The following is a 25,170-nucleotide window of genomic DNA, read 5'->3' on the forward strand; positions in this document are numbered from 1 at the left end:
GCTGCCCACTGCGATTCGTACTCGCTGGCTGCTTCGCTGACCATGCGCACAGCGCGCTCAATGACTTCGGGGGAATACTTGGGTTGCTTCTTCATGGCTCCATTTTCTCAAAGAATGGAGCCTCTACAAAACCCGGGGCGATTCAAGTGCATGCACTCAGGGTCAGAATCAATGATGAAGCACCAGTAATCGCCGGAGCGGATGATCTCGGCGTCCTTAATGCGACGGTGACCTGTGTGGGAAAACTCGGAAGTGGCAGCCGTTCACGGCACGAGGATGAGCCCGCTAATCTTTTCATTACTGTTGGCGGCCTTACTTCGAGAGCGTCAACCCTACCTGATGAGCACCTAAAGTGGGTATCACAGAGACCGCTAAGAATCGGCGATGTTATTTCAGTGGAGATCTTGAATACCCTCGACGTCGATGCTCCAATCCGTGGGGAAGAAGCGGAAAAAATAAAGCATGACGAACGCGAATATTTCGAGCATTGCAGAAAAGTCTATTTGAGTCTCCGTGAAAAGTACGAAGCTCATTAGCCAAGCATTGACGCCCTGCTAAACCTCAGATTTGCTTTGAGCCGGAAGCGGTCCGTCGAGGTAGCTCCGCAACCGGCCACCAAATCATGTGGATGCTCGCTCGTCTGTTGGGGATATGCCGAACGGTTTTGTCAGGCGCGCTTAATTGCTGCCCAATTCCTCACCCAACTCGCGCCCACGCGCCGCAGCCGCCTTCATCGCCGCGACAATGGCCTCCTTGACGCCAGCCGCCTCCATGCTGGTAATCGCCGCATGCGTGGTCCCGCCCTTCGAGGTCACACGCTGGCGCAGCACCTCGACCGGTTCGTCCGACTGCGCCGCCAGCTGCGCCGCGCCGGTAAAGGTAGCCAGCGCCAGCTCCCTGCCCTGCTCCGCGTTCAAGCCCATTTGCAGCGCCGCCTCCTGCATCGCTTCCAGAAAGAAGAACACATAGGCCGGCCCGCTGCCCGACACCGCAGTCACCGGATCGATCTGCGCCTCGTCATCCAGCCACACAGTCTTGCCGACCGCGCGCATCACGGTATCGGACTGCGCGCGCTGGCCCTCGCTCACGCCCGGCTGCGCCACCAGGCCCGTCACACCCATGCCGATCAGCGCCGGCGTGTTCGGCATCGTGCGCACGATGGCGTCGTAGCCGCCCAGCCAACGCGACAGGTCGCTGCTGCGGATGCCTGCGGCGATCGACAGCACCAGCTGGCGCGTCAGGTGCGGCGCCAGCTCGGCCGCGACTTCGCGCATCTGCTGCGGCTTGATCGCCAGCACCACGACCTCACTCTCCCTGACCTGTTCGTCGATCGCCGTCGCGGTGCGCACACCGTACTGTTGCGACAGGCGCTCCAGTGCTTCGGGATTGCGGTCGACGACGTGAATATTGGCGCCCGAACCCGCTTGCCTGACGATGCCTGAAATGAGCGCCGTGGCCATATTGCCGCCGCCGATGAACGTGATCTTCATGTGTTTTTCCTGTTATTCGTAATTGCGTGCGCCAAAGATGGCGCTGCCGATGCGCACGATGGTGGCGCCTTCCGCGATCGCTGCGGCCATGTCTCCCGACATGCCCATCGACAGCGTATCGAGCGCCAGGCCGTCGGCGCGCAGCGCGTCGTGCAACATGCGCAGGCGGGCAAAGGCCGCGCGCTGCTGCTCGGGTTCGGTCGCGCGCTCGGGAATCGCCATCAAGCCGCGTAGGCGCAGGTTCGGCAACTGCGCGACGGCGCGCGCCAGTTCGGGCAACTCGGCCTCGGTGGCGCCGCTCTTGCTGGCCTCGCCGCTGATATTCACCTGCAGGCAGATATTCAGGGGGCCGAGTTCGGGCGGGCGCTGTTCGGACAGGCGCTGGGCGATCTTGAGGCGCTCGACCGTGTGCACCCAGTGGAAGCTGGCCGCGATCGGGCGCGTCTTGTTGCTCTGGATGGGACCGATGAAATGCCATTCGATCGGCGCATCGGGTTGCGCCTGCGCGACGTTCACGATCTTGTCGAGCGCTTCTTGCAGATAATTTTCACCGAACGCACGTTGTCCGGAAGCCATCGCATCCAGCACGGCTTGGGCGGGAAACGTCTTGGAAACAGCGAGCAGTTGCACCTCATCCCGAGCGCGTCCGGCGGCCTGGACAGCCTCCCCGATTGTCGCTTCGACAGCTTGCAAGTTGGCGGCGATTATGGACATAATGATTTTCTATAGGAAATATTTTTCGAGCAGCGACGATGACAAAGGCGCACCTCGAGCCACAGGGATTATAAATGGACATTTCGGAACTACTCGCCTTCTCGGTCAAGAACAAGGCTTCGGACTTGCACCTGTCGGCCGGCCTGCCGCCGATGATCCGCGTGCATGGCGACGTACGCCGCATTAACCTGCCGCCGCTCGAGCACAAGGACGTGCACGGCATGATCTATGACATCATGAACGACGGCCAGCGCAAGCAGTACGAAGAAGTGCTGGAGTGCGACTTCTCGTTCGCAATCCCCGGCCTGGCGCGCTTCCGCGTCAACGCCTTCAACCAGGAACGCGGCGCCGCCGCGGTGCTGCGCACGATTCCGTCCAAGATCCTGACCCTGGAAGAGCTGAACGCGCCGAAGATCTTCGCCGACCTGGCCATGAAGCCGCGTGGCCTGGTGCTGGTGACCGGCCCCACCGGTTCGGGCAAGTCGACCACGCTGGCGGCGATGGTGAACCACCTGAACGAGAACGAGTACGGCCACATCCTCACCATCGAAGATCCGATCGAATTCGTGCACGACTCAAAGAAGTGCCTGATCAACCAACGCGAAGTCGGCCCGCACACGCTGTCGTTCAACAATGCGCTGCGCTCGGCGCTGCGCGAAGATCCGGACGCGATCCTGGTCGGCGAATTGCGCGACCTGGAAACCATCCGCCTGGCGCTGTCGGCGGCCGAGACGGGCCACCTGGTGTTCGGCACCCTGCACACCTCGTCGGCCGCCAAGACCATCGACCGTATCGTCGACGTGTTCCCGGCCGAAGAGAAGGAGATGGTGCGCGCGATGCTGTCCGAATCGCTGCAGGCGGTGATTTCGCAGACCCTGCTCAAGACCAAGGACGGCTCGGGCCGCGTGGCGGCGCACGAGATCATGATCGGCACCCCGGCGATCCGCAACCTGATCCGCGAAGCCAAGATCGCCCAGATGTATTCGGCCATCCAGACTGGCAGCAATGCCGGCATGCAGACGCTGGACCAGAACCTGACGGAGCTGGTGCGCCGTAACGTGATCTCGACCGGCGCCGCGCGCGCCGCGGCCAAGATCCCGGAAAACTTCCTCGGCTAAGGACGCATCATGGAACGCGACCAGGCATCCAAGTTCATGTTCGACCTGCTGCGCCTGATGGTGAGCAAAGGCGGTTCGGACCTGTTCATCACGGCGGGCTTTCCGCCGGCGATCAAGATCGACGGCCGCATGACGCCGGTGTCGAGCCAGGCGCTCACCGCCGGCCACACGGCCGACCTGGCGCGCGCGATCATGAATGACAAGCAGGCGGCAGGCTTCGAGCTCACGCGTGAAGCGAACTTCGCGATCACGCCGGGCGACCTGGGACGCTTCCGCGTCTCGGCCTTCATGCAGATGGGTTGCGTGGGCATGGTGCTGCGCGTGATCACCACCGCGATTCCCAAGTTCGAAGACCTCGACCTGCCCGACACGCTCAAGGACGTCGTAATGACCAAGCGCGGCCTGGTGATCATGGTCGGCGCCACCGGCTCGGGCAAATCGACCACCTTGGCGGCGATGGTCGGCTACCGCAACGAGAACAGCTACGGCCACATCATCACGGTCGAGGACCCGGTGGAATTCGTCCACCCTCACCGCAACTGCGTGATCACGCAGCGCGAAGTGGGAGTCGACACCGAGAGCTTCGAGGCGGCGCTGAAGAATTCGCTGCGTCAGGCGCCGGACGTGATCCAGATCGGAGAGATCCGCGACCGCGAGACGATGGAACACGCGATCGCCTTCGCCGAGACCGGCCACCTGTGCCTGGCCACCCTGCACGCCAACAGCGCCAACCAGGCGCTGGACCGCATCATCAACTTCTTCCCAGAAGAGCGCAGGCAGCAGCTGTTGATGGATCTGTCGCTGAACCTGAAGGGGCTGATTTCGCAACGCCTGATTCCGAAGAAGGAAGCCAAGGGGCGCGTGGTGGCGATCGAGGTCCTGCTGAACTCTCCGCTGATCTCGGACCTGATCTTCAAGGGCGAGGTGCATGAGATCAAGGAGATCATGAAGAAGTCGCGCGAGCTGGGGATGCAGACTTTCGATCAGGCCTTGTTCGGCCTGTATGAGGCGGACAAGATCACTTATGAGGATGCGCTGCGCAATGCGGATTCGGTGAATGACCTGCGCTTGAACATCAAGCTCAATAGCAAGCACGCGAAGAATCGGGATTTTTCCAGTGGGACGGAGAAGTTGGGGTTGATCTGACGATCGGCATACCACGATCGCCCCCCTCTACCACCATCACACGCACGTCGTTCCCGCGCAGGCGGGAACCTAAGTTTCATACGCAGCCACTGAAGTTCGTGCTAGTAGCTGCGCGAAGAACTTAGGTTCCCGCCTTCGCGGGAACGACGTTTTGGGGCCAACGAAAGAATGATGTTACGAGTAATCGGCCAGCTTAGAACCGCGACTCCAGCGTCACCCTCGCCATCGTCTGCCCCTCACTGAAACTGGTCCTGCGCAGCGTCCCGAATTCATCGGTATAGCGCGAATCCGATACCCCATCCTGGCGCAGCAGGTTCGACGCCGCCAGCCGAAGCTGGTACTTCGGATTGAACTTCCACAGCGCATACACGTCCAGATCGCGCCGCACGCTCTGGTAGCGCGACTGCTCCACATTGACCCGCACCGGGCCGCCATCCTTGAACGCAAAGCTGGCGCCGGTGCTCAGTTTGCCGTCGCGGGTCTTGTAGTCGATGCCGAGCGTTGCCGACAGCGGCACCTGCTGGTCCAGGCGGTTGTCCGGCCCCGGCACCGCGTCCACCTCGGACCAGTTGCGCGACACGCTCGCGCGCAAGTCGATCTCGGGCACGTCCGCGAGCACCGCCGACAGCGGGAACTTCGCTTCGAGCTCCAGGCTGCGCGTGAGCGCGTCGCCGTCGTTGACCGGGGTCTGGATCCAGCGGCCGTCTTCCAGGATCAGCCCCTGGCGGGTGTAATCCTCGATGCGGCGCACCGACACGCTGGCGCTCAGCAGCGCCTTGTCGGCCCACCAGTGCTCGTAGGCGGCGTCGATGCCGGTCGCCAGTTCCGGCTGCAGGTCGGGATTGCCGCGGAAGTCGGGATCGGTCTGGCTGTTGTTCGGCGTCGTGAAGCGGCGCGGGATCAGGTTGCTCGCGGATGGCGCCTTGAAGGTGCGGGTCAGCGCCAGGCGCACCTGGTCGCGGCTGTCCGGGATCTTGTACAGGGTCTGGGCCAGCGGCGAGAACACGCTGGCGCGGTTGGTGCTGGTTTCAAAAGTATTGCCCTCGCTGGTCGTCTCCAGTCCTTCCCAGCGCAGGCCGGCATACATCGACCACTGCTTGCTCACGTTCCACTCGTCCTGGATGTACAGCGCCAGGCGCTTGATGGTGGCGTCATAATTTTCGTTCGTTACCTGCTCGCGCTCGAACAGCGGGAATACCTCGCTCTCGTCGCGCGCATCTTCGCGCTGCGTATAGCCGGCATCCCAGCCCATCGCCAGTGCGTGGTCCTTCCTCCACGGCGTCGTGTACTTGCCGACCGAGGTCAGGCCGCGTTCATCGGTCGCGCTCAAGACGGTGGAGTCGCGCGCCAGCTCGTCCAGCCGGTAATCGAACTCGCGCCAGTCGCCGCGGTTGCGCGTGCCGTTCACGCCCAGCTTGAGGTCGAGTTTCGCGCCCTCTTCCAGATTGTGCACCCAGTTCACATCGGAACGCAGCATGACGAAACTGCCGCCGCTATTCATGTCGCGCACGTCGTACATGGGCGGCGCGCCAAGCTCGGTCGTGGTCGCGGCGTCACCATGGTAGTCGTTACGGTTATAGGAAGCCATCGTCTGCCAGCTGACCGTGTCGCCATTCTCGAGCGTCCAATTCAGGCGCGGCGTGAGGTTGAAGCCCTGCGGACTGCCGCTGTCGTTCTGCTCGGTGCGGCGCAGCTGCGTCAGGCGGCCTTCCGGATCGGTCTGGGTTTCCTCGTACGGCTGCGGGCGATCGAAGTTAAAGCGCCAGACGCTGGCGCCGAGTGAGTACGACAGCCCATCGAGACGGTCCGACATGTTCAGGCTCGCGCTCGGGTTGCTGGCGTCCTCGCTCTTGCCGTAGCCAACCCGCAGTTCGCGCTGCGCCTTGCGCACCACCCGCTTGAGGACGATATTGATGGTGCCGGCGATCGACTGGGTAGAAAATTCTGCGCTGGCCGCGCGCAGGATCTCGATTCGCTCGATGACGTCGGGCGACAGCTGGTCGATGTCGAAGCCGGCCGGCGCCCGCTCGCCATTGATCAGGATTTGCGTGTAGCCGCTGCCCAGGCCGCGCATGCGGATCTCGCCCGCTCCACGGCCGCCGCCACCGCCGACGGTGATGCCGGGCAGGCGCTTGAAGACGTCGAGCACCGAGGTGTCGCCATAGCGCTTGATTTCTTCGGTCGAGACCACGATGCGGCTGGCGGTGTCGTCACGCCGCGGGTCGTAGCTGTTGGCATCGGCCTTGACCTCGACCTTCTGCATCGTGTCGGGGCTGACCGGCGGCGGGTCGGATGGCGGGCTGACTTGCGCGGCGGCGGGCAGTGCGAACAGTGACGAAAGGGTCAGCGCGATGAGCGTTGGTCTGAGCATCGGAACGGGGATGAAGTGGACAAAGGTCCCCGCATTCTGTCACAGCTTGCCGCCCTCGAACCGCCTAGCCGGAATTATTCATCCGGCATATCGCCTGTATTGACGGGCTGTCTTTACCGTGGCCCCATGCCGCCGCCCGGTGGACCGAAGCCCGGCCCGCCCGGTCCGCGGGGGCCGCGGCCGCCGCCGAAGGTGCCGAAGCGGTACGACAGGCCGACGTAGACCAGGCGCCCGTCCTGGCGGCGCAGGCTGTATTCGCGCAGGCGGTCGGTCTCGGTGATCGACTCCGATTTCGCCGAATCGAAAACGTCGTTGACGTTGACGACCAGGCTCAGGGCCTGGCTCAGGTTGTGGCGGTAATTCAGGTCCGCCGTGCGGGTCGGCTGCCGATACCCCTCGCCGAACAGCGTCTTGCCCTGGGCATTGAGCACCAGTTGCAGGCTGTTGGCCGGGTTGAACTGGTAGTTGAAGCGCGCGCGGCCGGCGATCGAGGTCGCGCTGCGCTTGTCGTCGTCCACGTTGCCGAGCACCGACTGCTCCGAATAGCCGATATTGCCGCTGGCATTGATCGTCAGCTTGGGCGTGGCGCGGCCGCTGAAGGTGAATTCCAGGCCGCCCGAGCGGCTGGTGCCGGCGTTCTCGCGCGTGGTCAGCAGCACGGTGTCCGAGATGAAGTAGCGGCGCTCCGAGATCAGGTCGGTGTCGCGGCGCGCGTACAGGCGCACATTGGTCTCGACGTTGCCAAGCTTGGTCTCGACGCCCAGTTCGAGCGAGTCGGACTCGGTCGGCATCAGGTCGGGATTGCCCGACGAGACGTTCGTTTCGTCGCGGTAGATTACGAAGGGATTCAGGTCCGAAGCGCCGGGACGGCGGATGCGGTGCGCATAACTCAGGCGCAGCGCCGTGCTGTCCGACAGGTCATAGGTGAGGAAGGCGCTGGGGATCGCTTCCAGGTAGTGGTTGCCGGCCTTGATCCCGGTCGTCACCTGGTCCATGTCGAGATCGGTGTATTCGGTGCGCAGGCCGCCCAGCACACCCCACTTCTCGCCCAGCCGCATCTGGTAGGTGCCGTACAGCGCCAGCGTGGTGTCGACCAGCTCGAAGCGGTTGGTGCGGGATGCATTGACGCTTTCGAACAGCGTACCCGGATCGACGTTGAGGAAACGGGTGTCGATCACGTTGCTGTTGCGTATCACCTTGTAGCCCAGCTTGAGCACACCCGCCTCGCCCGGACGCTCGTAGTCGCCGGTGAAGTCGATGATGCGGGTCTCGTTCAGGTTGTCCTGGCGTGTCAGCGGATCGGACGAATTGATCGGCCGCACGGTGTAGTCGCTGGCGAAGCGGGTGTCGCCCTCGCCACGGGTGCCAGAGAGGCGCAGGTCGGTCTTGAAGATCTCGCCCGGCCGGTCTCCCTTGTGGTCGAGGCTCGCGCTCAGGCTGGCGCTGCGGTTGCTGTTGTCGCGCACGGTCGAGCGCAGGTAATCGCTCTCGACCGCCCCGGACGCGTCGGTGCCGCGATAGCGTTCGGACGAGAGGCCATCCTGGTTATTGGCGTTGAAGCTGGCCTTGACCGACACCACGTCCTTCTCGCCCAGGTTGTAGGTGAGCGAACCGTTGAAGCCGGCCGACTCTGTGTCGTTCTCGCCGTACGTGGTCTGCACGCTGCTGGCCACGGCGCCGGTGGCCGGGTCGATGCGGTCGCGCGTGGTCTCGCCGGTCGAGCCGCGGCTGTCGCGGCGGCCGAACAGCGCGCCCTGCACGCTCAGGCGTCCGCCCGTGTAGCTGCCGAAGGTGGAGGCATTGAAGCGGCCTTCGGCGCCGGCATTGGCGTTGACCGTGCCGAAGCTGCCCGGCGTGCGTTCGCGCCGCATCACCAGGTTGATGATCGGCCCGCCGCCGCCTTCGTTGCCGAACTGCGCGCCGGGATTGTTGATCACTTCCACCGACTCCAGGTCGGCGGCCGGCAGCGCGCCCAGGGCCGCGGCGCGGTTCTCGCCCTGCATCATGGCGGACGGCTTGCCGTCGATGAGGATCTGCACATTGCTGCGGCCGCGCAGGGTCACGTTGCCGTCCGGGTCGACCGCGACCGACGGCACCTTGTTCAGGGTGTCGGCGATGGTGTCGTTGCTCGCGGCCGCATCGCTCTTGACGTCATAGGCCTGGCGGTCGATGCGGTTCGACGAGCGCACCGCGCTGACCGAGACCGTCGACTGGACCGGGACCTCAGCCTGGGCCTGGGCCTGGGCTGGAGGAGCTTCCGGTGCCGGGGTGGCCGGCGTCGTGACGACCGGCGTGGGCGTCGCGGGCGGCTGCTGGACGCTGGCGCCCGCGCTGACAGGCGAGAGCAGCGTGCCGGCCACGATCGGCGCAAGAAGCAAGACGGAAGAATGGTGACGTGGCATGGCAACCCGGATGCTGGACAATTGGACGAGCGTAATTGTCGCACGCGATTTGACCAAAAATCGTTAAGAAATGCTAAGACGCAATAAAAGTCACGGCCTTGATTCGTGCCGGGAGGTCGCATCGAGACGCCGTGCACGTCGCGCCGCCTTCGCGTAAACTTGGCGATTCAACCACAAGGAGAACGTCATGACCGCCTACGAATTCAACGCCACCGCCCTCGACGGCCAGCCGGTCGACCTGGCAAGCTATCGCGGCAAGGCGCTCCTGATCGTCAATACCGCCAGCGCCTGCGGCTTCACCCCGCAATACCAGGGCCTGGAGGAACTGCAGCGCCGCTACGCGGACCAGGGCTTGGTGGTGCTGGGTTTCCCGTGCAACCAGTTCGGCCACCAGGAACCGGGCAGCGAGGCCGAGATTGGCGCCTTCTGCGAAAAGAACTACGGTGTCACCTTCCCGATGTTCGCCAAGATCGACGTCAACGGCGACGACGCCCATCCGCTGTTCCGTTTCCTGAAAGGCGAGGCGCCGGGCGTGCTGGGTACCGAGGCGATCAAGTGGAACTTCACCAAGTTCCTGGTCAACCGGGACGGCGCGGTGGTCAAGCGCTATGCGCCGGCCACCAAGCCAGAGGAACTGAAGGACGATATCGAGAAGCTGCTGGCCTGACGTCTTACTTTGCCGCGGATCGCACTTGCTCGAGCGTGCGGGCGACCTCCGCCGGCACCGTCTCGCTGTATCGCTTCATGACCACGGACTTGCGCCCCGGCCCCACGCAGGTCAGTGTCGGACTCGCCTCGTCGTAGCGGCAGGTGGTCAGGGTGCGCCGGGCCTCTTCGGCGTCCTTCGGGTCGAGCGCGACCATGCGGGCGGTCAGCGTCGTGCCGTCCAGCGTCGCGCGCAGCGGAAAGCCGATGATCGCGCGCACTTCCGGGCCTCCGTCATCCTTGCCGTCGATGCGTTGGGGAGGTGGCGTGGAGCCGACCACGACGCCGTAGCCATCGGCGTCGAGATGCATCTGCGACTGCCCGGCTTTGCCTTCATACAGCGATTCGGCCGTGCCCCAGGTTCCCGTCAGCTTCGCAGGCAAGATGTCGGCCGCAGCGACCGCCGCATGCCACGCAAGCATGCAGGCCAGCAGCGCGATGCGCTTGCCAGGCGCAGACGCCCGCCATGAATGACGCTCCATCTTTCCCCCTTTTGTCGACTTCAGCGCTTACGGCGCGAGCAGCACGACCTCGTCATCCGGCCCCGGCTCGCACGCCGCGCCGAGCGGCTCCCAGCCGCGCCGCACGACGATGCGGCCCTCGTCGTGGCAGATCTCCACGCGCTGCGTCTGCGGTGCGCGCTGGCGCACGAACGCTTCGATAGATGCCGGCACGCTCACCTGCAGCGCGAGTGCGTGCAGGTCGTCCACCGGATGGTCGTTCACATGCACCAGCGGCACGAACTGTCCGGCGAACATCAGCAAGTGCCCCGGCACCCTGACCGGCCCGGCGACGTAGCCCTGCGCGCGCAGCCAGTCCTGCGCCTGCTCGCGTACCTGCCCTCCCTGCCCTGCACCGTGTCCCGATATTCCGCCCCAGGCGCCCGCCAGCAGTTCGGCCACCCACTGGTTGCAGTTCTGGTAATCGGTGCCGAAGGCATAGGCGTTGGCGCTGTACTTCCCTGCCAGCAGCGCCAGCGCCAGCCCCTTGTCGCGCGCGGCGCCTTCGAGCCGGGCTCCGTCGTCGTCCGGCAGGAACAGCAGCGACACATGGCCGCTGGATGGCGCGTCGGCCCCGAGCGCGAAGCCCGAGATACCCTGGTCGAACAGGTGCGGACGCGCATCTTCGCAGGCGTAGTACAGCTGGCGAATGGCCCAGGCGCCGTCGGCATCGTCGCGCAGCGCGACACCGGCATGCGAATACAGCAGGCCGAAGCGGCTCAGGTCCACGCCGGCACGGGAGACCAGCGCGACCTTGCCACCCGAGCGTTCGAGTTCCTGGCGGACCACTCCGGCAAAGCGCAGCACGCGATCCTGTTCGAGCGCGGTGATGTCGCTGTCGCGCTCGCAGAAGGTCGGCAGGCCGGCCCAGGCGGCGCCGCTCAAGGTGGCGCAGAGGCCGAGCGCCAATGCGGCGATCGTCCTGCGCAGCCGCATCAGATGACGACTTTGCGCGACGCCAGGTCGCGCTGCCAGTCGTCCTGCAGCGCCAGGAAGAACGGACGCTGGGTGTCGGCGTGGGCGAATTCGTAGCCGTAGACGCGCTCGTTTACGCGCACCACGTCGCCGGCATTGACCTGGCGCTGGGCCATGGCGCGGTTCGGCACGTCGAGGAAGAAGGTGCGGGCCTGGCCGGCTTCGGCGCGCAGGGTCAGGCGGGTGGTGTCGGGCTTGTTCGGTGCGTTCGCAATATCGATCACGCGGTAGTCGCCCGCCGCCACCTTGTTGTCGCCGCTCGAGCTGGTGCTGGAATCGCTGATCGAATCCGAGATGCTGGCCGACGACGCCGAGCCGGCGCTGGAGGCCGAGGAGGCGAAGCTTTCGGCGTGGGCCGGGATGGCGCAGGCGATTGCGAACAGGCCCAGGCACAGGGAACGTGAAAAGATTGGCAAGGTCATAAGAGGCTTTCGTAGTCGAGCAAAACGCTCACATGGTACAAGCCCTTGCACTTGAACACCATAGTGCCGTCGTAACCGCTTGTGACAAGCGCACGGATTCGTCGTCAGCGCGTCTGTATGCGCGCCACGCCGTGGATGGTACAGCCACGGCTGACGTTGTCGAGGAAGCGGATGGCCTCGGTCATCGACACGCCCGGCGGCAGCAGGCCGCCCAGCGCGGCGTTCTCGTTCAACTGGTCGAGGCCGTAGGCGATGGCGCGCGACACTTCACGCGCCATGCTGCCATCGCTGTTGTACAGCGCGTCATAGACGCCGGCAGCTTCCCACACCGGCACCAGGCCGGGGCTGCTGCTGTCTTCGAAGACCACGGCGGCCGGGCCGCCCTCGTCGTCACGCACGAGTTGGAAGGTAAAGCTCAAGATCGTTCCTGGTAATTTGCCACTCATTCCCGCCGATTGCCGGGTTCGGCGCGATGCTAACACGGCCAGGAAATCGGCGTTGCCGGCGCCCGGGCAATCAGCGCAAGGCCCGCTCGAGCAGCTCGATCCAGTGCATCACCGGCTTGTCCGTCCCCGACTGCAGGTGGCTCAGGCAGCCGATGTTGGCCGATACGATTTCGTCCGCGCCGATCGCATCAAGGCTGGCCAGCTTGCGGTCGCGAAGCTGGTGCGCGATCTCCGGCTGCAGCACCGAATAGGCGCCGGCCGAGCCGCAGCACAGGTGGTTGTCGGCGCACAGCACCACGTCCACGCCGGCCGCGTGCAGCACACTTTCGACCTTGCCGCGGATTTGCTGGCCGTGCTGCAGGGTGCAGGGCGGGTGATACACCACGCGCGGCGCGTCCTTCCCCTGCGCCCGCGTCCTGATCTGCTCCTCGAACTGCGGCAGTATCTCGGACAGGTCGCGCGTGATCTCGCTGATGCGGCGCGCCTTGTTGGCGTAATCCGGATCGTGCGCCAGCAGGTGGCCGTATTCCTTGACCGTGACGCCGCAGCCGGAGGCTGTCATCACGATCGCCTCGACCTGGCCCTGCTCCACATACGGCCACCAGGCGTCGACGTTGCGGCGCATATCGTCCAGACCGCCGTCCTGGTCGTTCATGTGGTAGCGCAGCGCGCCGCAGCAGCCCGCCTTTGGCGCCACCACCAGCTGCACGCCGAGAGAATCGAGCACGCGCGCCGTGGCGGCATTGATGTTCGGCGCCATCGCCGGCTGCACGCAGCCGTCCAGCAGCAGCATCTTGCGCGCGTGAGTCCGGGTCGGCCAGCGGCCGGCGGCGCGCGCCGGCTGCAGCTTGTCCTGCAGCCCTGCAGGCAACAGGGGCCGCAGCGCCTGCCCCATCCTGAAAGCCGGCTTGAACACGCCGGCGCGCGGCAGGCATTCCTTGAGCGTGGTGCGCCTGATCCTTTCATTCAAGGGACGCGGGACGCGCTCGTCGACCAGCTTGCGGCCGATGTCGACCAGGCGCCCATACTTGACGCCTGACGGACAGGTGGTTTCGCAGTTGCGGCAGGTGAGGCAGCGGTCCAGGTGCAGCTGGGTCTTGCGGGTCGGCTGCGCGCCCTCGAGCACCTGCTTAATCAGGTAGATGCGGCCGCGCGGGCCATCGAGTTCGTCGCCCAGCAGTTGATAGGTCGGGCAAGTGGCGGTGCAGAAGCCGCAGTGCACGCAGGCGCGCAGGATCGCTTCGGCTTCCGCGCCTTCGCGCGTGCCCTTGATGAAATCGGCGAGTGTCGTTTGCATGGATCAGGCGCTTTCGGGGTACAGTCGGCCCGGGTTGAAGATGTGGGCGGGATCGAAGGCATCCTTCATGCGCGCATGGATGCGCGCCAGCGCCGGCGCCAGCGGCTGGAACACGCCAATACCCTTGTCGCCGCCACGGAACAGGGTCGCGTGGCCGCCGCAGGCTTGCACCGTGCGCCGGATCGCCCCGGCCGTTGCGGCATCACCATCCGCGCGCAGCCAGCGCTGGGCGCCGCCCCACTCGATCAGCTGGTCGCCGCCGAGCACGAGCGCGCCGGTGGTCGACGGCACCGACAGGCGCCACAAGGGCTCGCTGCCTAAGAAGAATACGTGACGCTGTTCACGTACGTCGGCCCAGAACGCAGCCGCATCCGGATGCGGCACCGCTTCGCCGCCCAGCAGCCGCATCGCGGCGTCGACCGCCGCCTCGGCGCCGGACAGGCGCAGCGCCAGCTGGCCGCCGCACCAGGCGCTGCCCGATAGCGGCAAGGGCTGGCCGCCCCATTCGTTGAGGATGCGGATGGCGTCGATCTCGCTCATCTCGAAGCGCAACGTGGCCTCGGCGAAGGGCCGTGGCAGCACCTTCAAGGACACTTCCAGCAGCAGGCCGAGCGTGCCCATCGAACCGGCCAGCATGCGCGAGACGTCGTAGCCGGCCACGTTCTTCATCACCTTGCCGCCGAAGGACAGGACGTCGCCCTTCCCGTCCAGCAGCCTGGCGCCGAGCACGAAGTCGCGCGTGGCGCCGCTGCTGGCGCGCCGCGGGCCGCACAGGCCCGCCGCGACCGTGCCGCCCACGGTGGCGCTGGCCCCGAAATACGGCGGCTCGAAGGCCAGCATCTGGTTGTGCTGCGCGAGCAGCGCCTCGACCTCGGCCAGCGGCGTGCCGCAGCGCGCCGTGATCACGAGTTCGGTCGGCTCGTAGTCGACAATGCCGGAGTAGTCGCAGGTGTCGAGAACTGTTCCGTGCGGCGCGCCGCCATACCAGTCCTTGCTGCCGCCGCCGCGGATGCACAGCGGTTCACGCTCGCGCGCCGCGGCCCGTACCCGCTCCTGGAATCGTTCGATCGTTCCCATATGGCTCTCGTTCAAAAACGCGGCAGGTCCGGGAACGGAACCTCGCCGTGGTGCACGTGCAGCTTGCCGAATTCGGCGCAGCGGTGCGGGGTCGGGATCGCCTTGTCCGGATTGAGCAGCGCGACCGGGTCGAAGGCATGCTTGACCGCGAAGAAGGCATCGAGCTCCTTGCGGCCGAACTGCACGCACATCGAGTCGATCTTTTCCTTGCCCACGCCGTGCTCGCCGGTGATGGTGCCGCCCACTTCGACGCACAGCGCCAGGATCGCGGCCCCGAAGGCTTCGGCGCGCTCGAACTCGCCGGGCGCGCTGGCGTCGAACAGGATCAGCGGATGCATATTGCCGTCGCCGGCGTGGAACACGTTCGAGCAGCGCAGGCCGTAGGTCTGTTCCATGGCGGCGATGCCGGCCAGCACCCGCGCCAGCTGCTTGCGCGGGATGGTGCCGTCCATGCAGTAATAGTCGGGCGAGATGCGGCCTGCCGCCGGGAAGGCGTTCTTGCGGCCGGACCAGAAGCGCACCCGCTCCGCCTCGTTCTGCGACACCGCGATGGCGGTCGCGCCGGCGCGCTCGAGCACCGCGCTCATGCGCGCGATCTCCTCGGCCACCTCGAGCGCCGTGCCGTCGGCCTCGCACAGCAGGATGGCGGCGGCGTCGAGGTCGTAGCCGGCCTGCACGAAAGGCTCGACCATGCGCACCGAGGTGCGGTCCATCATCTCGAGGCCGGCCGGGATGATGCCGGCCGCGATCACGTCGGCCACCGCATTGCCGGCCGTGACCACGTCATTGAACGAGGCCATGATAACCTGGGCCAGCGCCGGCTTGGGCACCAGCTTTACCGTCACCTCGGTGACGATGCCGAGCATGCCTTCTGAACCGATGAACACGGCCAGCAGGTCGAGCCCCGGCGCATCGAGCGCCGCGCCGCCCAGCTCGACGACGTCGCCCTCGATGGTGGCCACCCGCACCCGCAGCACATTGTGCACGGTCAGGCCGTATTTGAGGCAGTGCACGCCGCCCGCGTTCTCGGCCACGTTGCCGCCGATGGTGCAGGCGATCTGCGACGACGGGTCGGGGGCGTAGTAGAGGCCGAAGGGCGCGGCGGCTTCGGAGATCGCCAGGTTGCGCACGCCCGGTTGCACGACGGCCGTGCGCGCCAGCGGGTCGACGCGCTTGATCTGGCTCATGCGCGCAGTGGACAGCACGACACCATCGCGAATCGGCAGCGCGCCGCCCGACAGGCCGGTGCCGGCGCCGCGCGGCACTACCGGCACTTGTAACTCACGGCAGACGTCGAGGATGGCCAGAACCTGCGCTTCGTCGGTCGGCAGGGTCACGACCAGCGGCAGCTGGCGGTAAGCCGCCAGGCCGTCGCATTCGTAGGGCCGGGTGTCTTCGGCGTCGGACAGCACGCAGGACGCCGGCAGGCGCGCGCGCAGGGCCGCCGCCACCTGCGCACGGCGCGGCGCCGGGTCGGGTTGAAAGGCATGATCGGGCATGCTTCGATTGTAAGCACAAGCAAGCACATTCGCCACGTTTTGTCGTATGCTCATCCCATCGTTTTTTCTCACCAACGCATAAGGCAACATCATGGGCAACCGCCTCTCGAAAATCGCGACCCGCACCGGCGACGACGGCAGCACCGGCCTGGGCGACGGCAGCCGCACCGGCAAGGACAGCGCGCGCATCCACGCACTGGGCGAAGTCGACGAACTCAATTCTTTCGTCGGCCTGCTGCTGTGCGAAGACATGCCGGCCGCATTGCGCGAAGAGCTGGTCTCGATCCAGCACGACCTGTTCGACCTGGGCGGCGAGCTGTGCATCCCCGGCTACCAGATGATCAAGGAAGAGCACGTGGCGCGCCTGGACAGCCTGCTCGAGAAGTACAACGCCGACCTGCCGGTCCTGAAGGAATTCATCCTGCCGGCCGGCTCGCGCGCGGCCTCCACCGCCCACGTCTGCCGCACCGTGTGCCGGCGCGCCGAGCGCGCCATCGTGGCCCTGTCGAAGGCAGAGCAGATCCACGCCCACCCGCGCCAGTACGTCAACCGCCTGTCCGACCTGATGTTCGTGCTGGCGCGCGTGCTGAACCGCCATGCCGGCGGCAGCGACGTGCTGTGGCAGCACGAACGCAAGCGGGGCTGATCCATGGACGACTTCATCGGCGTATTCGACGATGCGCTCACGGCGCAGCAATGCGACGCGCTGCTGGCCCGCTTCGAGGCCAGCGACAAGGTCGTGCGCGGGCGCACCGGCAACGGCGTCGACGTCGACAAGAAGGACAGCTACGACATCACCATCAACCTGCACCGCGAATGGGACGACGTCACCCAATTGCTGCTCGAGACGATGTCGCGCCACCTGGTGCAGTACGTCGACCGCTACCGCATGCTGCTGATGGGGTCCCTGTCGCCGACGCTGGAGCATCCGCAGACCGGCACGCCGACGGTGCTATCGATGGATAACTTCGAGGAAGTGGGGCGTCCGTATATCGAAGACCTGGTGCGCGTGCTGTACCGGCCCGGCACCATCAACCTGCAGAAGTACCGGCAAGCCAGCGGCGGCTACCACCACTGGCATTCCGAGATCTATCCGCAGAACGCCAGCTGCGATTCGCTGCACCGGGTACTGCTGTGGATGTTCTATCTCAACGACGTGGAAGATGGCGGCGAGACCGAGTTCCTGTACCAGGGCCGCAAGATCGCGCCAAAAAAGGGGCGGCTGGTGATCGCGCCTGCCGGCTTCACCCATACCCACCGCGGCAACGTGGCCAGGAGCGGCGACAAGTACATCGCTACTTCCTGGATCCTGTACCAGCGCGCCGAGGCGCTGTTCGGGCAGCCGGGGTAAGATCGCCTCCGGCGTGTACAAGAAAACGTTTCGACAAGCCTGCTCGCCTAAAAGGAGGCGAAGCGTTGTTGAAAGACTCAGGCGGCCACTTGCTCTTCTTTACTAATAAATGTCTCTCGTGCGATATTGCCGATTGCATTTGTAGCAACCGAATCAAACGTGGCGCCAACGATCCCGCCAAACAAAGGAATGGCCTTGCCAAGGTTGATCAAGCCTTTTTCGCCAAATTTTGTTACCAGGCGAAAGCCGACCGCCTGATTGATCTTGACGATGACTTCCTTGGAAATACTTTTAATGGCTTGCTCGGTCAGCCTGGTTCCAATCTTAATCCCGACATCCTTGACGATATCTTTTGCAGCATTACCACAAAGGCAAGCGTACACCAACGTTTTGACGCGGTCGTCCTTGAGGTCGTGTCCTCCCATCTTCGCGATGGCGGCAATCATCCGAACCTGAACGTACATCACGCTACTGATATTTGCAGGAATGGTGACAGGCATAAGCATTACTCCTCCGAGGCCACTCAGGAAGCCTGACGTGCCCGCCTTCGTGTTTTGCCAGCGGATCAAGGAATTAACGCGGTCCTCCAAGCTGCCATCACCTTCAGATAGTCCTGCGCCATCTCGTCGGCGGAATCAAGGCCTGGCACGCCGGCTACTGCCTTTTCGTAAGCCCAGTCGAGGGCCTGCATTATTTTTCCTTGAGTCAGTTCATTCGCCACGATACCTCCATATAAAAAATCAATATTAAGAAATAAATTTCCATTAATCAAGATATATTAATAAATTATGAATAGCCAATGCAACATCCATACGGCGGCGGATTCTCCGAGTCGGCGGCTCTAAAGCGGTTAACCGTCAATGATCGCAGCAACAGAAATGATGTTGTTTCGGCGCAAAGGAACCGGTTGCTTCCGGACTACCCCGGAAGAACAGCCTGAGCGGCTTACCGTCGATGCTAGATCGCATGCACAACTCGCGTGACGTCCTCGCAGTGAACCTGTAGGCAATGTGCTGTTTGTAGCCAAGACCTGACAAAGGAAAAAAGCCCCGCTCTCTCGAGAAAGCGGGGCTTTTTCATTATGCTACCGGATCGATCAACCGTTGTTCACCACCAGCCGCGGCTCGCCCTGCGCCACCAGGCGCGCGTGAATCGACGCCGCGATGCCCTTGGCATCCAGGCCGACGGAGGCCAGCAGCGCCGCCGGATCGCCCTGGTCGATGAAGTTGTCGGGCAGGCCCAGGTTCAGCACCGGCTTGGCGATGCCAGCTTCGGCCAGCGCTTCCATCACGGCGGCGCCGGCGCCGCCCATGATGCAGCCCTCTTCCACCGTCACCAGCAGGTCGTGCTCCTGCGCCAGGCGCTTGACCAGTTCGACGTCGAGCGGTTTCACGAAGCGCATGTTGGCCACGGTCGCATCGAGTTCCTCGCCCGCCTTCAGGCTTGGCGCCACCATCGAGCCGAACGCCAGGATCGCGACGTCCTTGCCGGTGCGGCGCACTTCGCCCTTGCCGATCTCGATCGAGGTCAAGGCCTCCACCAACGGAGCGCCGACGCCGGCGCCGCGCGGATAGCGCACCGCGGCCGGGCCGGGATAGTGGTAGGCGGTGGTCAGCATCTGGCGGCACTCGTTTTCATCCGAGGCAGCCATCACCACCATATTCGGGATGCAGCGCAGATAGGCCAGGTCGTAGTTGCCGGCGTGGGTCGCGCCGTCGGCGCCGACCAGGCCGGCGCGGTCCAGCGCGAAGGTCACGTCCAGGTTCTGCAGCGCCACGTCGTGGATCAGCTGGTCGTAGGCTCGCTGCAGGAAGGTCGAATAGATCGCGACCACCGGCTTGACGCCTTCGGTGGCCATGCCGGCCGCGAAGGTCACCGAATGCTGCTCGGCGATGCCGACGTCGAAGTAGCGCTGCGGGTATTCCTGGTGGAAGCGCACCATGCCCGAGCCTTCGCGCATGGCAGGCGTGATGCCGACCAGGCGCTTATCGGCGGCTGCCATGTCGCACAGCCAGTTGCCGAATACCTCGGTATAGGTGATCTTGCCTGGCGCGGTGGCCGGCTTGATGCCCTCGAGGTGGTTGAATTTGCCGGTGCCGTGGTACAGGATCGGCTCGGCCTCGGCCAGCTTGTAGCCCTGGCCCTTCTTGGTCACCACGTGCAGGAATTGCGGGCCCTTGAGCTTCTTGATGTTTTCCAGCGTCGGGATCAGCGAATCGAGATCGTGGCCGTCGATCGGGCCGATGTAATTGAAGCCGAATTCCTCGAACATCGTGGCCGGGACCACCATGCCCTTGGCGTGTTCCTCGAGCTTGCGCGCCAGGTCGAGCACCGGCGCCGGCAGCACGCTCTTGCCCACGTTCTTGGCCGCGGCGTAGAACTGGCCCGACAGCAGGCGCGCCAGGTAGCGGTTCAGGGCGCCGACCGGCGGCGAGATCGACATATCGTTGTCGTTCAGGATGACCAGCAGGTTGACGTCTTCCTCGACACCGGCGTTATTCAGCGCCTCGAACGCCATGCCGGCGGTCATGGAGCCGTCGCCGATGACGGCGATCGCATGGCGGTCCTCGCCCTTGATCTTGGCCGCTGCGGCCATGCCCAGGGCCGCCGAGATCGAGGTCGAAGAGTGGGCGGTGCCGAAAGTGTCGTACTCGCTCTCGTCGCGCTTCGGGAAGCCCGACAGGCCGTTCAGCTGGCGCAGGGTGGGCATGCGGCCGCGACGGCCGGTGAGGATCTTGTGCGAATAGGTCTGGTGGCCGACGTCCCACACGATGCGGTCGCGCGGCGTGTCGTACACATAGTGCAGCGCGATCGTCAGTTCCACCGTGCCCAGGTTGGACGACAGGTGGCCGCCGGTCTTGGACACCGACTCGAGCAGGAACTGGCGCAGCTCGTGCGCCAGCGGGGTGAGCTGGGTGCGCGGCAGCTTGCGCAGGTCGGATGGGTCGTTGATTTTTTCTAGCAGGTTCATTTAGGCCTTCCGCTGCACGATCAGGTCTGCCAGTTCGCGCAGACGCTGTGCTTTGTCTCCAAATGGCGCCAGCGCTTCGTGCGCGTCACGCCGCAGTTGCTCGGCCAGCGCGCGCGATGGCTCCAGACCGAGGATCGACACATAGGTCGGTTTGTTGTCGGCCGCGTCCTTGCCGGCGGTCTTGCCCAGCGTGGCCGAATCGGCGGTGGCGTCGAGCACGTCGTCGACCACCTGGAACGCCAGTCCCACCGCGGCGGAATACGCGTCCAATGCCTGCAGCTCTTGCTGCGCCAGGTCGCGGCCGGCGAGCGCGCCGAGCAGCACGGACACGCGCAGCATGGCACCGGTCTTCAACTGGTGCATGCGTTCGAGCTGTTCGCGGGTGAGCGACAGGCCGACGCTATCGAGGTCGATCGCCTGGCCGCCGCACATGCCGGCGGAGCCGGCAGCTTGCGCCAGCAGGCGCACCATCGTCAACTGGCGCGCCGGCGGCACCAGCGCGCTGTCGGTGTCGGCCACCACCTCGAAGGCTTGCGCCTGCAAGGTGTCGCCGACCAGCAGCGCGGTCGCTTCGTCATAGGTCACGTGCACCGTCGGCTTGCCGCGGCGCAGGGCGTCGTCGTCCATGCACGGCATGTCGTCGTGCACCAGCGAATACACGTGGATCATCTCCACCGCGCTCGCGACCCGGGCCAGCGTCTGTGGATCGGCGTCGAACAGCGCGCCGGCGGCATACACTAGCAGCGGGCGTACGCGCTTGCCGCCACCGAGCGTGGTGTAGCGCATCGCCTCGTGCAGCTTGTGCGGCACCCGGTCGGCTGGGGGCAGGAAGGTGTCGAGCGCTTCCTCGACCCTGGCCTGGACGGCGCGGGTCCAGGCGCTGAAATCCTGGGCCGTCATGAGGTCTGGCGTCATTGCGCCGCCTCGTCGTCGCTGAATGGCTTGAGCATGTCGCCTTCGAGCACCTTGACCTGGGACTCGACTTTTTCGAGCTGGGCCGCGCAATACTTGACCAGTTCGGAGCCGCGCGCATACGCCGCGACCGAGGCTTCCAGCGGCAAGGCGCCGGACTCCATCTGTGTCACGAGCTGCGCCAGTTCGGCCATCGCCTGCTCGAAGGATTGCGGAGGCGCCGCCGCTGGCGCGCTATCCGCTGTCATATTCTTTGCCATAAGTCGCTATCGTGAAGGCGCCGAGTTGTGCGCCATGGGTCAATCCAATCGCGTATTTTAGATCAATCCCACCCCACGGGGGGCGCACATTGCAGCATTCACAACTAGCAAGTGCGTCAACAATCCGACCGACGCCCCCACCCTGCCCTTCTTTCCGACATGAAAACCATGCCTCATCGGCAACACATCAAGCGCCGCGCACCACAAACTCGCGCCGGCCCAAGACGGTAGAGCCTGTTACGCAGTATAATCTCCGGTTCTGTCCGAAATACCGTATTCCTCTACTTAAATACTGGTCTTTGGATTCTTTCTCTTCTTTGGAAGCTACCTTAAAGGGGGGTTGGGATGTCCGATCTGGCTACCCACGCCAAGCTGGCGCGCTCGAACGCACAGCTTCCGGTAAATGTTTATTTTGACGACGCGCTCCTCAAGCGCGAGATGCAGCAACTGTTCCACAATGGCCCGCGCTATATCGGCCATGAATTGATGGTGCCGGAAACAGGGGACTTCGCGACGCTCGCCTCCGAGCACGAAGGCCGCATGCTGGTGCGTAACGCCGGGGGCATCGAAGTGCTGTCCAACGTCTGCCGCCACCGCCAGGCGCTGATGTTCAATGGCCGCGGCAATGCGAAGAACATCGTGTGCCCGCTGCACCGCTGGACCTATGACCTGAAGGGCGAATTGATCGGCGCACCGCATTTCGCGGACACGCCGTGCCTGAACCTGTCGAAGACCCCGCTGCAGAACTGGAACGGCCTGCTGTTCGAACAGAACGGCTACAACGTGATGGAAAAGCTGGGCAAGCTGTCGGTGACGAAGGACCTCGACTTCTCGGGCTATATGTTCGACCACGTCGAAATCCACGAGTGCGACTACAACTGGAAGACCTTCATCGAGGTCTACCTGGAGGACTACCACGTCGAACCGTTCCATCCGGGCCTGGGCAACTTCGTCTCGTGCGACGACCTGAAATGGGAATTCGGCAGCGACTACAGCGTGCAGACCGTGGGCGTGAACCGCGCGCTGCAGAAGGCCGGCTCGCCGGCCTACAAGCGCTGGCAGGAACAGGTCCTGAAGTTCAACAACGGCCAGCCGCCCAAGTACGGCGCGATCTGGCTGACGCTGTACCCGAACATCATGGTCGAGTGGTACCCGAACGTGCTGGTGGTGTCGACCCTGTGGCCGGACGGCCCGCAGAAGACCCGCAACGTGGTCGAGTTCTACTACCCCGAAGAGATCGTGCTGTTCGAGCGCGAATTCGTCGAGGCCGAGCGCGCCGCCTATATGGAGACGGCGGTCGAGGACGACGAGATCGGCCTGCGCATGGACGCCGGCCGCAAGATCCTGGTGGCGCGCGGCGTCAACGAAGTCGGTCCCTACCAGTCGCCGATGGAAGACGGCATGCAGCACTTCCACGAGTGGTATCGCAGCAGGATCGCCTTGTAAGCCCTGAGTAGTAAAACCGGCGCCGCACCCTGGCGCCACGGATCGCGAGGCGCCAATGCCGCACGGTCTTTCACTGGAAATCCGATGGCTTCCCTCTGGATGTTGTACGCCAGCTTCGCGTTCGCCGCCATGGGCGCGGGCGTGAAGCTGGCTTCCGAGTTCTATTCCACCTCAGAACTCCTGATGTACCGGGGCCTGATCGGCACCCTCATCCTGCTCATCATGGTTCGACACCAGGGCGGCACCTTCAAGACGGATTTCGGCAAGGCCCACCTGTGGCGCAGCCTGGTCGGCGTGACCTCGCTGTGGCTGTGGTTCTTCGCGATCGGCCGCCTGCCGCTGGCCACCGCGATGACGCTCAACTACATGGCCCCGATCTGGATCGCGGCCGGGATGTTCGCCATGGGCTGGTGGACCAAGACCAAGCATGCCGAATGGCCGCTCGTATTGGCGATCGCCTCCAGCTTCTTCGGCGTGACCATGGTGCTGCAGCCGGCGGTCGAGAGCCAGCAGTGGCTGGGCGGCCTGGCCGGTGTGTGCTCGTCGATGATCTCGGCCATGGCCTATATGCAGGTGCGTAAGCTCGGCCAGCTGGGAGAGCCTGAATACCGCGTGGTGTTCTACTTCTCGCTGACCACGACCGTGGTCGGCCTGTTTGCGACCGTGGCCGGCGACGGCCCGCAGGGCGCGCTGTTCCATGCACACACCCCGTACGGCTTCCTGCTGCTGCTGGGGATCGGCGGCGCCGCCCTGATCGCCCAGATGTGCATGACCCGCGCCTACCGCGTGGGCAAGGTGCTGGTGGTGGCCAACCTGCAGTACACGGGCATCGTGTTCTCCACCCTGTGGGGCCTGATCCTGTGGGGCGACGCCTTCGACTGGCATGTGTGGCTGGGCATCGGCGTGATCCTGCTCTCAGGACTGGCCGCGACGTTCTACAATACCCGCAAGACGGCGCGCGGCGCCGTCGTCAAGGACCAGGACCCCGTGGTCAGCGAATCGTAGAAGGAGACTTTACGTCATGTTCAAGACCCTGATTTCGGCCAGCCAGCTGGCCTCCCATATCGACGACCCGAAGTGGGTGGTGGTGGACTGCCGCCACGACCTGATGAACCTCGCCGCGGGGCGCGACGGCTATGCCGTTGGCCACCTGCCGAACGCGGTGTTCGCCGACGTCGAGACCGTGCTGTCGGGCGCCAAGCGCGGACCTGATGGCGTATTCCTCGGCCGCCATCCGCTGCCGGAGAAGGAAGCGCTAGCGCAAGCCGTGCGCGGGTTCGGCCTCGACGACGACACGCAAGTGGTCGCCTACGACGCCCACGGCGGCATGTTCGCGGCGCGCCTGTGGTGGCTGCTGCGCTGGCTGGGCCACGAGGCGGTGGCGGTGCTCGATGGCGGCATGGCGGCCTGGCAGGCGCTGGGCCAGCCCTTGTCGACCGAGGTCCCTGTCAAGCCGCATGGGTCGCTAAGCATCCGCGCGCCCTTCGTGCCCACGGTGACGGTGCGCGAGGTGATGGACAACCTGGCGAGCGGCCGGCGCATCGTGATCGACGCCCGCGCGGCCGACCGCTTCCGCGGCGAGAACGAGACCATCGACCCTGTGGGCGGCCACATCCCGGGCGCGAAGAACCGCTTCTTCAAGGACAACCTGCAAGCTGATGGCCGCTTCAAGGCCCCGAAAGACTTGCGCGCGGAGTTCGGCGCCCTGGTCGACGATCCGCAACGCGCAATCATGCAGTGCGGCTCGGGCGTGACCGCCTGCCATAACCTGCTGGCGCTGGAAGTGGCGGGTATGCCGGGGGCAAGCCTGTATCCGGGATCGTGGAGCGAGTGGGTTGGGGATTCTTCGCGGCCGGTTGCGAAGGGCGCGGATTAAGCTGGCGGACTTGGGTTCCCGCCTTCGCGGGAACGACGTGCGGCGGGCGCGTACTACGTCAATCTTCGCTAGCCACCTGCCTAAAAACCGTCGTCCCCGCGCAGTGATGTGACCCCTTGAAGTGAGACTCCACTTCAAGGTGTCTTATGAAGTACGACGAGCAGTTTAAATTTTCAGCCGTTGAGGCCTACT

General features: G+C 64.8%; 24 protein-coding genes. 8 read left to right on the plus strand and 16 right to left on the minus strand.

All coding sequences use genetic code 11. From position 1 onward, the window contains the following. Positions 1 to 677: 677 nt before the first annotated feature. Together proC and FVD38_RS25285 are read right to left on the minus strand one after the other, a co-directional pair. On the minus strand, positions 678 to 1,490 hold the full coding sequence (proC, locus tag FVD38_RS25280) for a pyrroline-5-carboxylate reductase (protein WP_147937322.1): 813 nt from the start codon (positions 1,488 to 1,490) through the stop codon (positions 678 to 680). 12 nt (positions 1,491 to 1,502) lie between these two features. Next, positions 1,503 to 2,204, minus strand: coding sequence for a YggS family pyridoxal phosphate-dependent enzyme (locus FVD38_RS25285; RefSeq protein ID WP_147937323.1), 702 nt, complete (start codon positions 2,202 to 2,204; stop codon positions 1,503 to 1,505). A gap of 74 nt (positions 2,205 to 2,278) precedes the next feature. Between FVD38_RS25285 and FVD38_RS25290 the strand changes: the two genes are divergently transcribed. After that, positions 2,279 to 3,322, plus strand: a complete 1,044-nt coding sequence (locus tag FVD38_RS25290) for a type IV pilus twitching motility protein PilT (protein WP_123069207.1) — start codon at positions 2,279 to 2,281, stop codon at positions 3,320 to 3,322. 9 nt (positions 3,323 to 3,331) lie between these two features. Further along, positions 3,332 to 4,468, plus strand: coding sequence for a PilT/PilU family type 4a pilus ATPase (locus FVD38_RS25295; RefSeq protein ID WP_147937324.1), 1,137 nt, complete (start codon positions 3,332 to 3,334; stop codon positions 4,466 to 4,468). Between the two features lie 193 nt (positions 4,469 to 4,661). Here FVD38_RS25295 and FVD38_RS25300 read toward each other — a convergent pair whose 3' ends face one another. Both FVD38_RS25300 and FVD38_RS25305 read right to left on the minus strand, forming a co-directional pair. Beyond that, a complete protein-coding gene (locus tag FVD38_RS25300; protein ID WP_147937325.1) occupies positions 4,662 to 6,839 on the minus strand; it encodes a TonB-dependent receptor plug domain-containing protein in 2,178 nt (725 codons plus the stop codon). Positions 6,840 to 6,952: 113 nt separating this feature from the next. Beyond that, positions 6,953 to 9,241, minus strand: coding sequence for a TonB-dependent receptor domain-containing protein (locus FVD38_RS25305; RefSeq protein WP_147937326.1), 2,289 nt, complete (start codon positions 9,239 to 9,241; stop codon positions 6,953 to 6,955). A gap of 187 nt (positions 9,242 to 9,428) precedes the next feature. Between FVD38_RS25305 and FVD38_RS25310 the strand changes: the two genes are divergently transcribed. Beyond that, the gene (locus tag FVD38_RS25310; protein ID WP_147937327.1) at positions 9,429 to 9,908 is read left to right on the plus strand and encodes a glutathione peroxidase; all 480 of its coding nucleotides are present in this window, start codon (positions 9,429 to 9,431) and stop codon (positions 9,906 to 9,908) included. A 4-nt stretch (positions 9,909 to 9,912) separates the two neighbouring features. Here the strand turns inward: FVD38_RS25310 and FVD38_RS25315 are convergent, their stop codons facing one another. From FVD38_RS25315 to FVD38_RS25345, 7 genes are all read right to left on the minus strand, one after another. Next, positions 9,913 to 10,428 (minus strand): hypothetical protein, encoded by a 516-nt coding sequence (locus FVD38_RS25315; protein ID WP_147937328.1) that lies wholly within the window; start codon positions 10,426 to 10,428, stop codon positions 9,913 to 9,915. Between the two features lie 27 nt (positions 10,429 to 10,455). Continuing rightward, a complete protein-coding gene (locus FVD38_RS25320; RefSeq protein ID WP_147937329.1) occupies positions 10,456 to 11,382 on the minus strand; it encodes a DUF2145 domain-containing protein in 927 nt (308 codons plus the stop codon). Next, positions 11,382 to 11,843 carry a hypothetical protein gene (locus FVD38_RS25325; protein ID WP_187271708.1) on the minus strand — a complete coding sequence of 154 codons (462 nt, stop codon included), beginning with the start codon at positions 11,841 to 11,843 and terminating at the stop codon, positions 11,382 to 11,384. Before FVD38_RS25325 ends, FVD38_RS25320 begins: the two co-directional genes overlap by 1 nt. Positions 11,844 to 11,947: 104 nt before the next feature. Next, positions 11,948 to 12,262: a hypothetical protein gene (locus FVD38_RS25330; protein WP_147937330.1), complete on the minus strand. Its 315-nt coding sequence runs from the start codon at positions 12,260 to 12,262 to the stop codon at positions 11,948 to 11,950. Between the two features lie 97 nt (positions 12,263 to 12,359). Then, the gene (glcF, locus tag FVD38_RS25335) at positions 12,360 to 13,586 is read right to left on the minus strand and encodes a glycolate oxidase subunit GlcF (protein ID WP_147937331.1); all 1,227 of its coding nucleotides are present in this window, start codon (positions 13,584 to 13,586) and stop codon (positions 12,360 to 12,362) included. Positions 13,587 to 13,589: 3 nt separating this feature from the next. Next, positions 13,590 to 14,663, minus strand: coding sequence for a glycolate oxidase subunit GlcE (gene glcE / locus FVD38_RS25340; protein WP_147937332.1), 1,074 nt, complete (start codon positions 14,661 to 14,663; stop codon positions 13,590 to 13,592). 11 nt (positions 14,664 to 14,674) lie between these two features. Next, the gene (locus FVD38_RS25345) at positions 14,675 to 16,162 is read right to left on the minus strand and encodes an FAD-linked oxidase C-terminal domain-containing protein (protein WP_147937333.1); all 1,488 of its coding nucleotides are present in this window, start codon (positions 16,160 to 16,162) and stop codon (positions 14,675 to 14,677) included. 91 nt (positions 16,163 to 16,253) lie between these two features. Here FVD38_RS25345 and FVD38_RS25350 point away from each other — a divergent pair, with 91 nt between their 5' ends. Then, complete coding sequence (locus FVD38_RS25350; RefSeq protein WP_123071926.1) at positions 16,254 to 16,808, plus strand: cob(I)yrinic acid a,c-diamide adenosyltransferase; 555 nt, start codon at positions 16,254 to 16,256, stop codon at positions 16,806 to 16,808. Between the two features lie 3 nt (positions 16,809 to 16,811). Continuing rightward, complete coding sequence (locus FVD38_RS25355; RefSeq protein ID WP_147937334.1) at positions 16,812 to 17,513, plus strand: 2OG-Fe(II) oxygenase; 702 nt, start codon at positions 16,812 to 16,814, stop codon at positions 17,511 to 17,513. Between the two features lie 77 nt (positions 17,514 to 17,590). Here FVD38_RS25355 and FVD38_RS25360 read toward each other — a convergent pair whose 3' ends face one another. The 5 genes from FVD38_RS25360 to FVD38_RS25375 form a co-directional block, all read right to left on the minus strand. Beyond that, entirely contained in the window at positions 17,591 to 18,103 is a 513-nt protein-coding gene (locus FVD38_RS25360) for an EcsC family protein (protein ID WP_308617208.1), read from the minus strand. Further along, positions 18,079 to 18,234, minus strand: coding sequence for a hypothetical protein (locus FVD38_RS27010; protein ID WP_229493994.1), 156 nt, complete (start codon positions 18,232 to 18,234; stop codon positions 18,079 to 18,081). Before FVD38_RS27010 ends, FVD38_RS25360 begins: the two co-directional genes overlap by 25 nt. 375 nt (positions 18,235 to 18,609) lie before the next feature. Beyond that, positions 18,610 to 20,484, minus strand: coding sequence for a 1-deoxy-D-xylulose-5-phosphate synthase (dxs, locus tag FVD38_RS25365; RefSeq protein WP_147937335.1), 1,875 nt, complete (start codon positions 20,482 to 20,484; stop codon positions 18,610 to 18,612). Then, positions 20,485 to 21,384, minus strand: coding sequence for a polyprenyl synthetase family protein (locus FVD38_RS25370; RefSeq protein ID WP_147937341.1), 900 nt, complete (start codon positions 21,382 to 21,384; stop codon positions 20,485 to 20,487). It lies immediately after the preceding gene. Between the two features lie 11 nt (positions 21,385 to 21,395). Then, the gene (locus FVD38_RS25375; protein WP_147937336.1) at positions 21,396 to 21,644 is read right to left on the minus strand and encodes an exodeoxyribonuclease VII small subunit; all 249 of its coding nucleotides are present in this window, start codon (positions 21,642 to 21,644) and stop codon (positions 21,396 to 21,398) included. Positions 21,645 to 22,001: 357 nt separating this feature from the next. Between FVD38_RS25375 and FVD38_RS25380 the strand changes: the two genes are divergently transcribed. From FVD38_RS25380 to FVD38_RS25390, 3 genes are all read left to right on the plus strand, one after another. Beyond that, the gene (locus tag FVD38_RS25380; RefSeq protein ID WP_147937337.1) at positions 22,002 to 23,102 is read left to right on the plus strand and encodes an aromatic ring-hydroxylating oxygenase subunit alpha; all 1,101 of its coding nucleotides are present in this window, start codon (positions 22,002 to 22,004) and stop codon (positions 23,100 to 23,102) included. Positions 23,103 to 23,186: 84 nt separating this feature from the next. Next, on the plus strand, positions 23,187 to 24,107 hold the full coding sequence (locus tag FVD38_RS25385; protein WP_147937338.1) for a DMT family transporter: 921 nt from the start codon (positions 23,187 to 23,189) through the stop codon (positions 24,105 to 24,107). A 16-nt stretch (positions 24,108 to 24,123) separates the two neighbouring features. Continuing rightward, positions 24,124 to 24,978, plus strand: coding sequence for a sulfurtransferase (locus FVD38_RS25390; protein WP_147937339.1), 855 nt, complete (start codon positions 24,124 to 24,126; stop codon positions 24,976 to 24,978). The last annotated feature ends 192 nt before the right edge of the window (positions 24,979 to 25,170 follow it).

The organism is Massilia arenae (assembly GCF_008014745.1).
In the GTDB taxonomy this organism is placed as follows: Bacteria; Pseudomonadota; Gammaproteobacteria; order Burkholderiales; family Burkholderiaceae_D; genus Telluria; species Telluria arenae.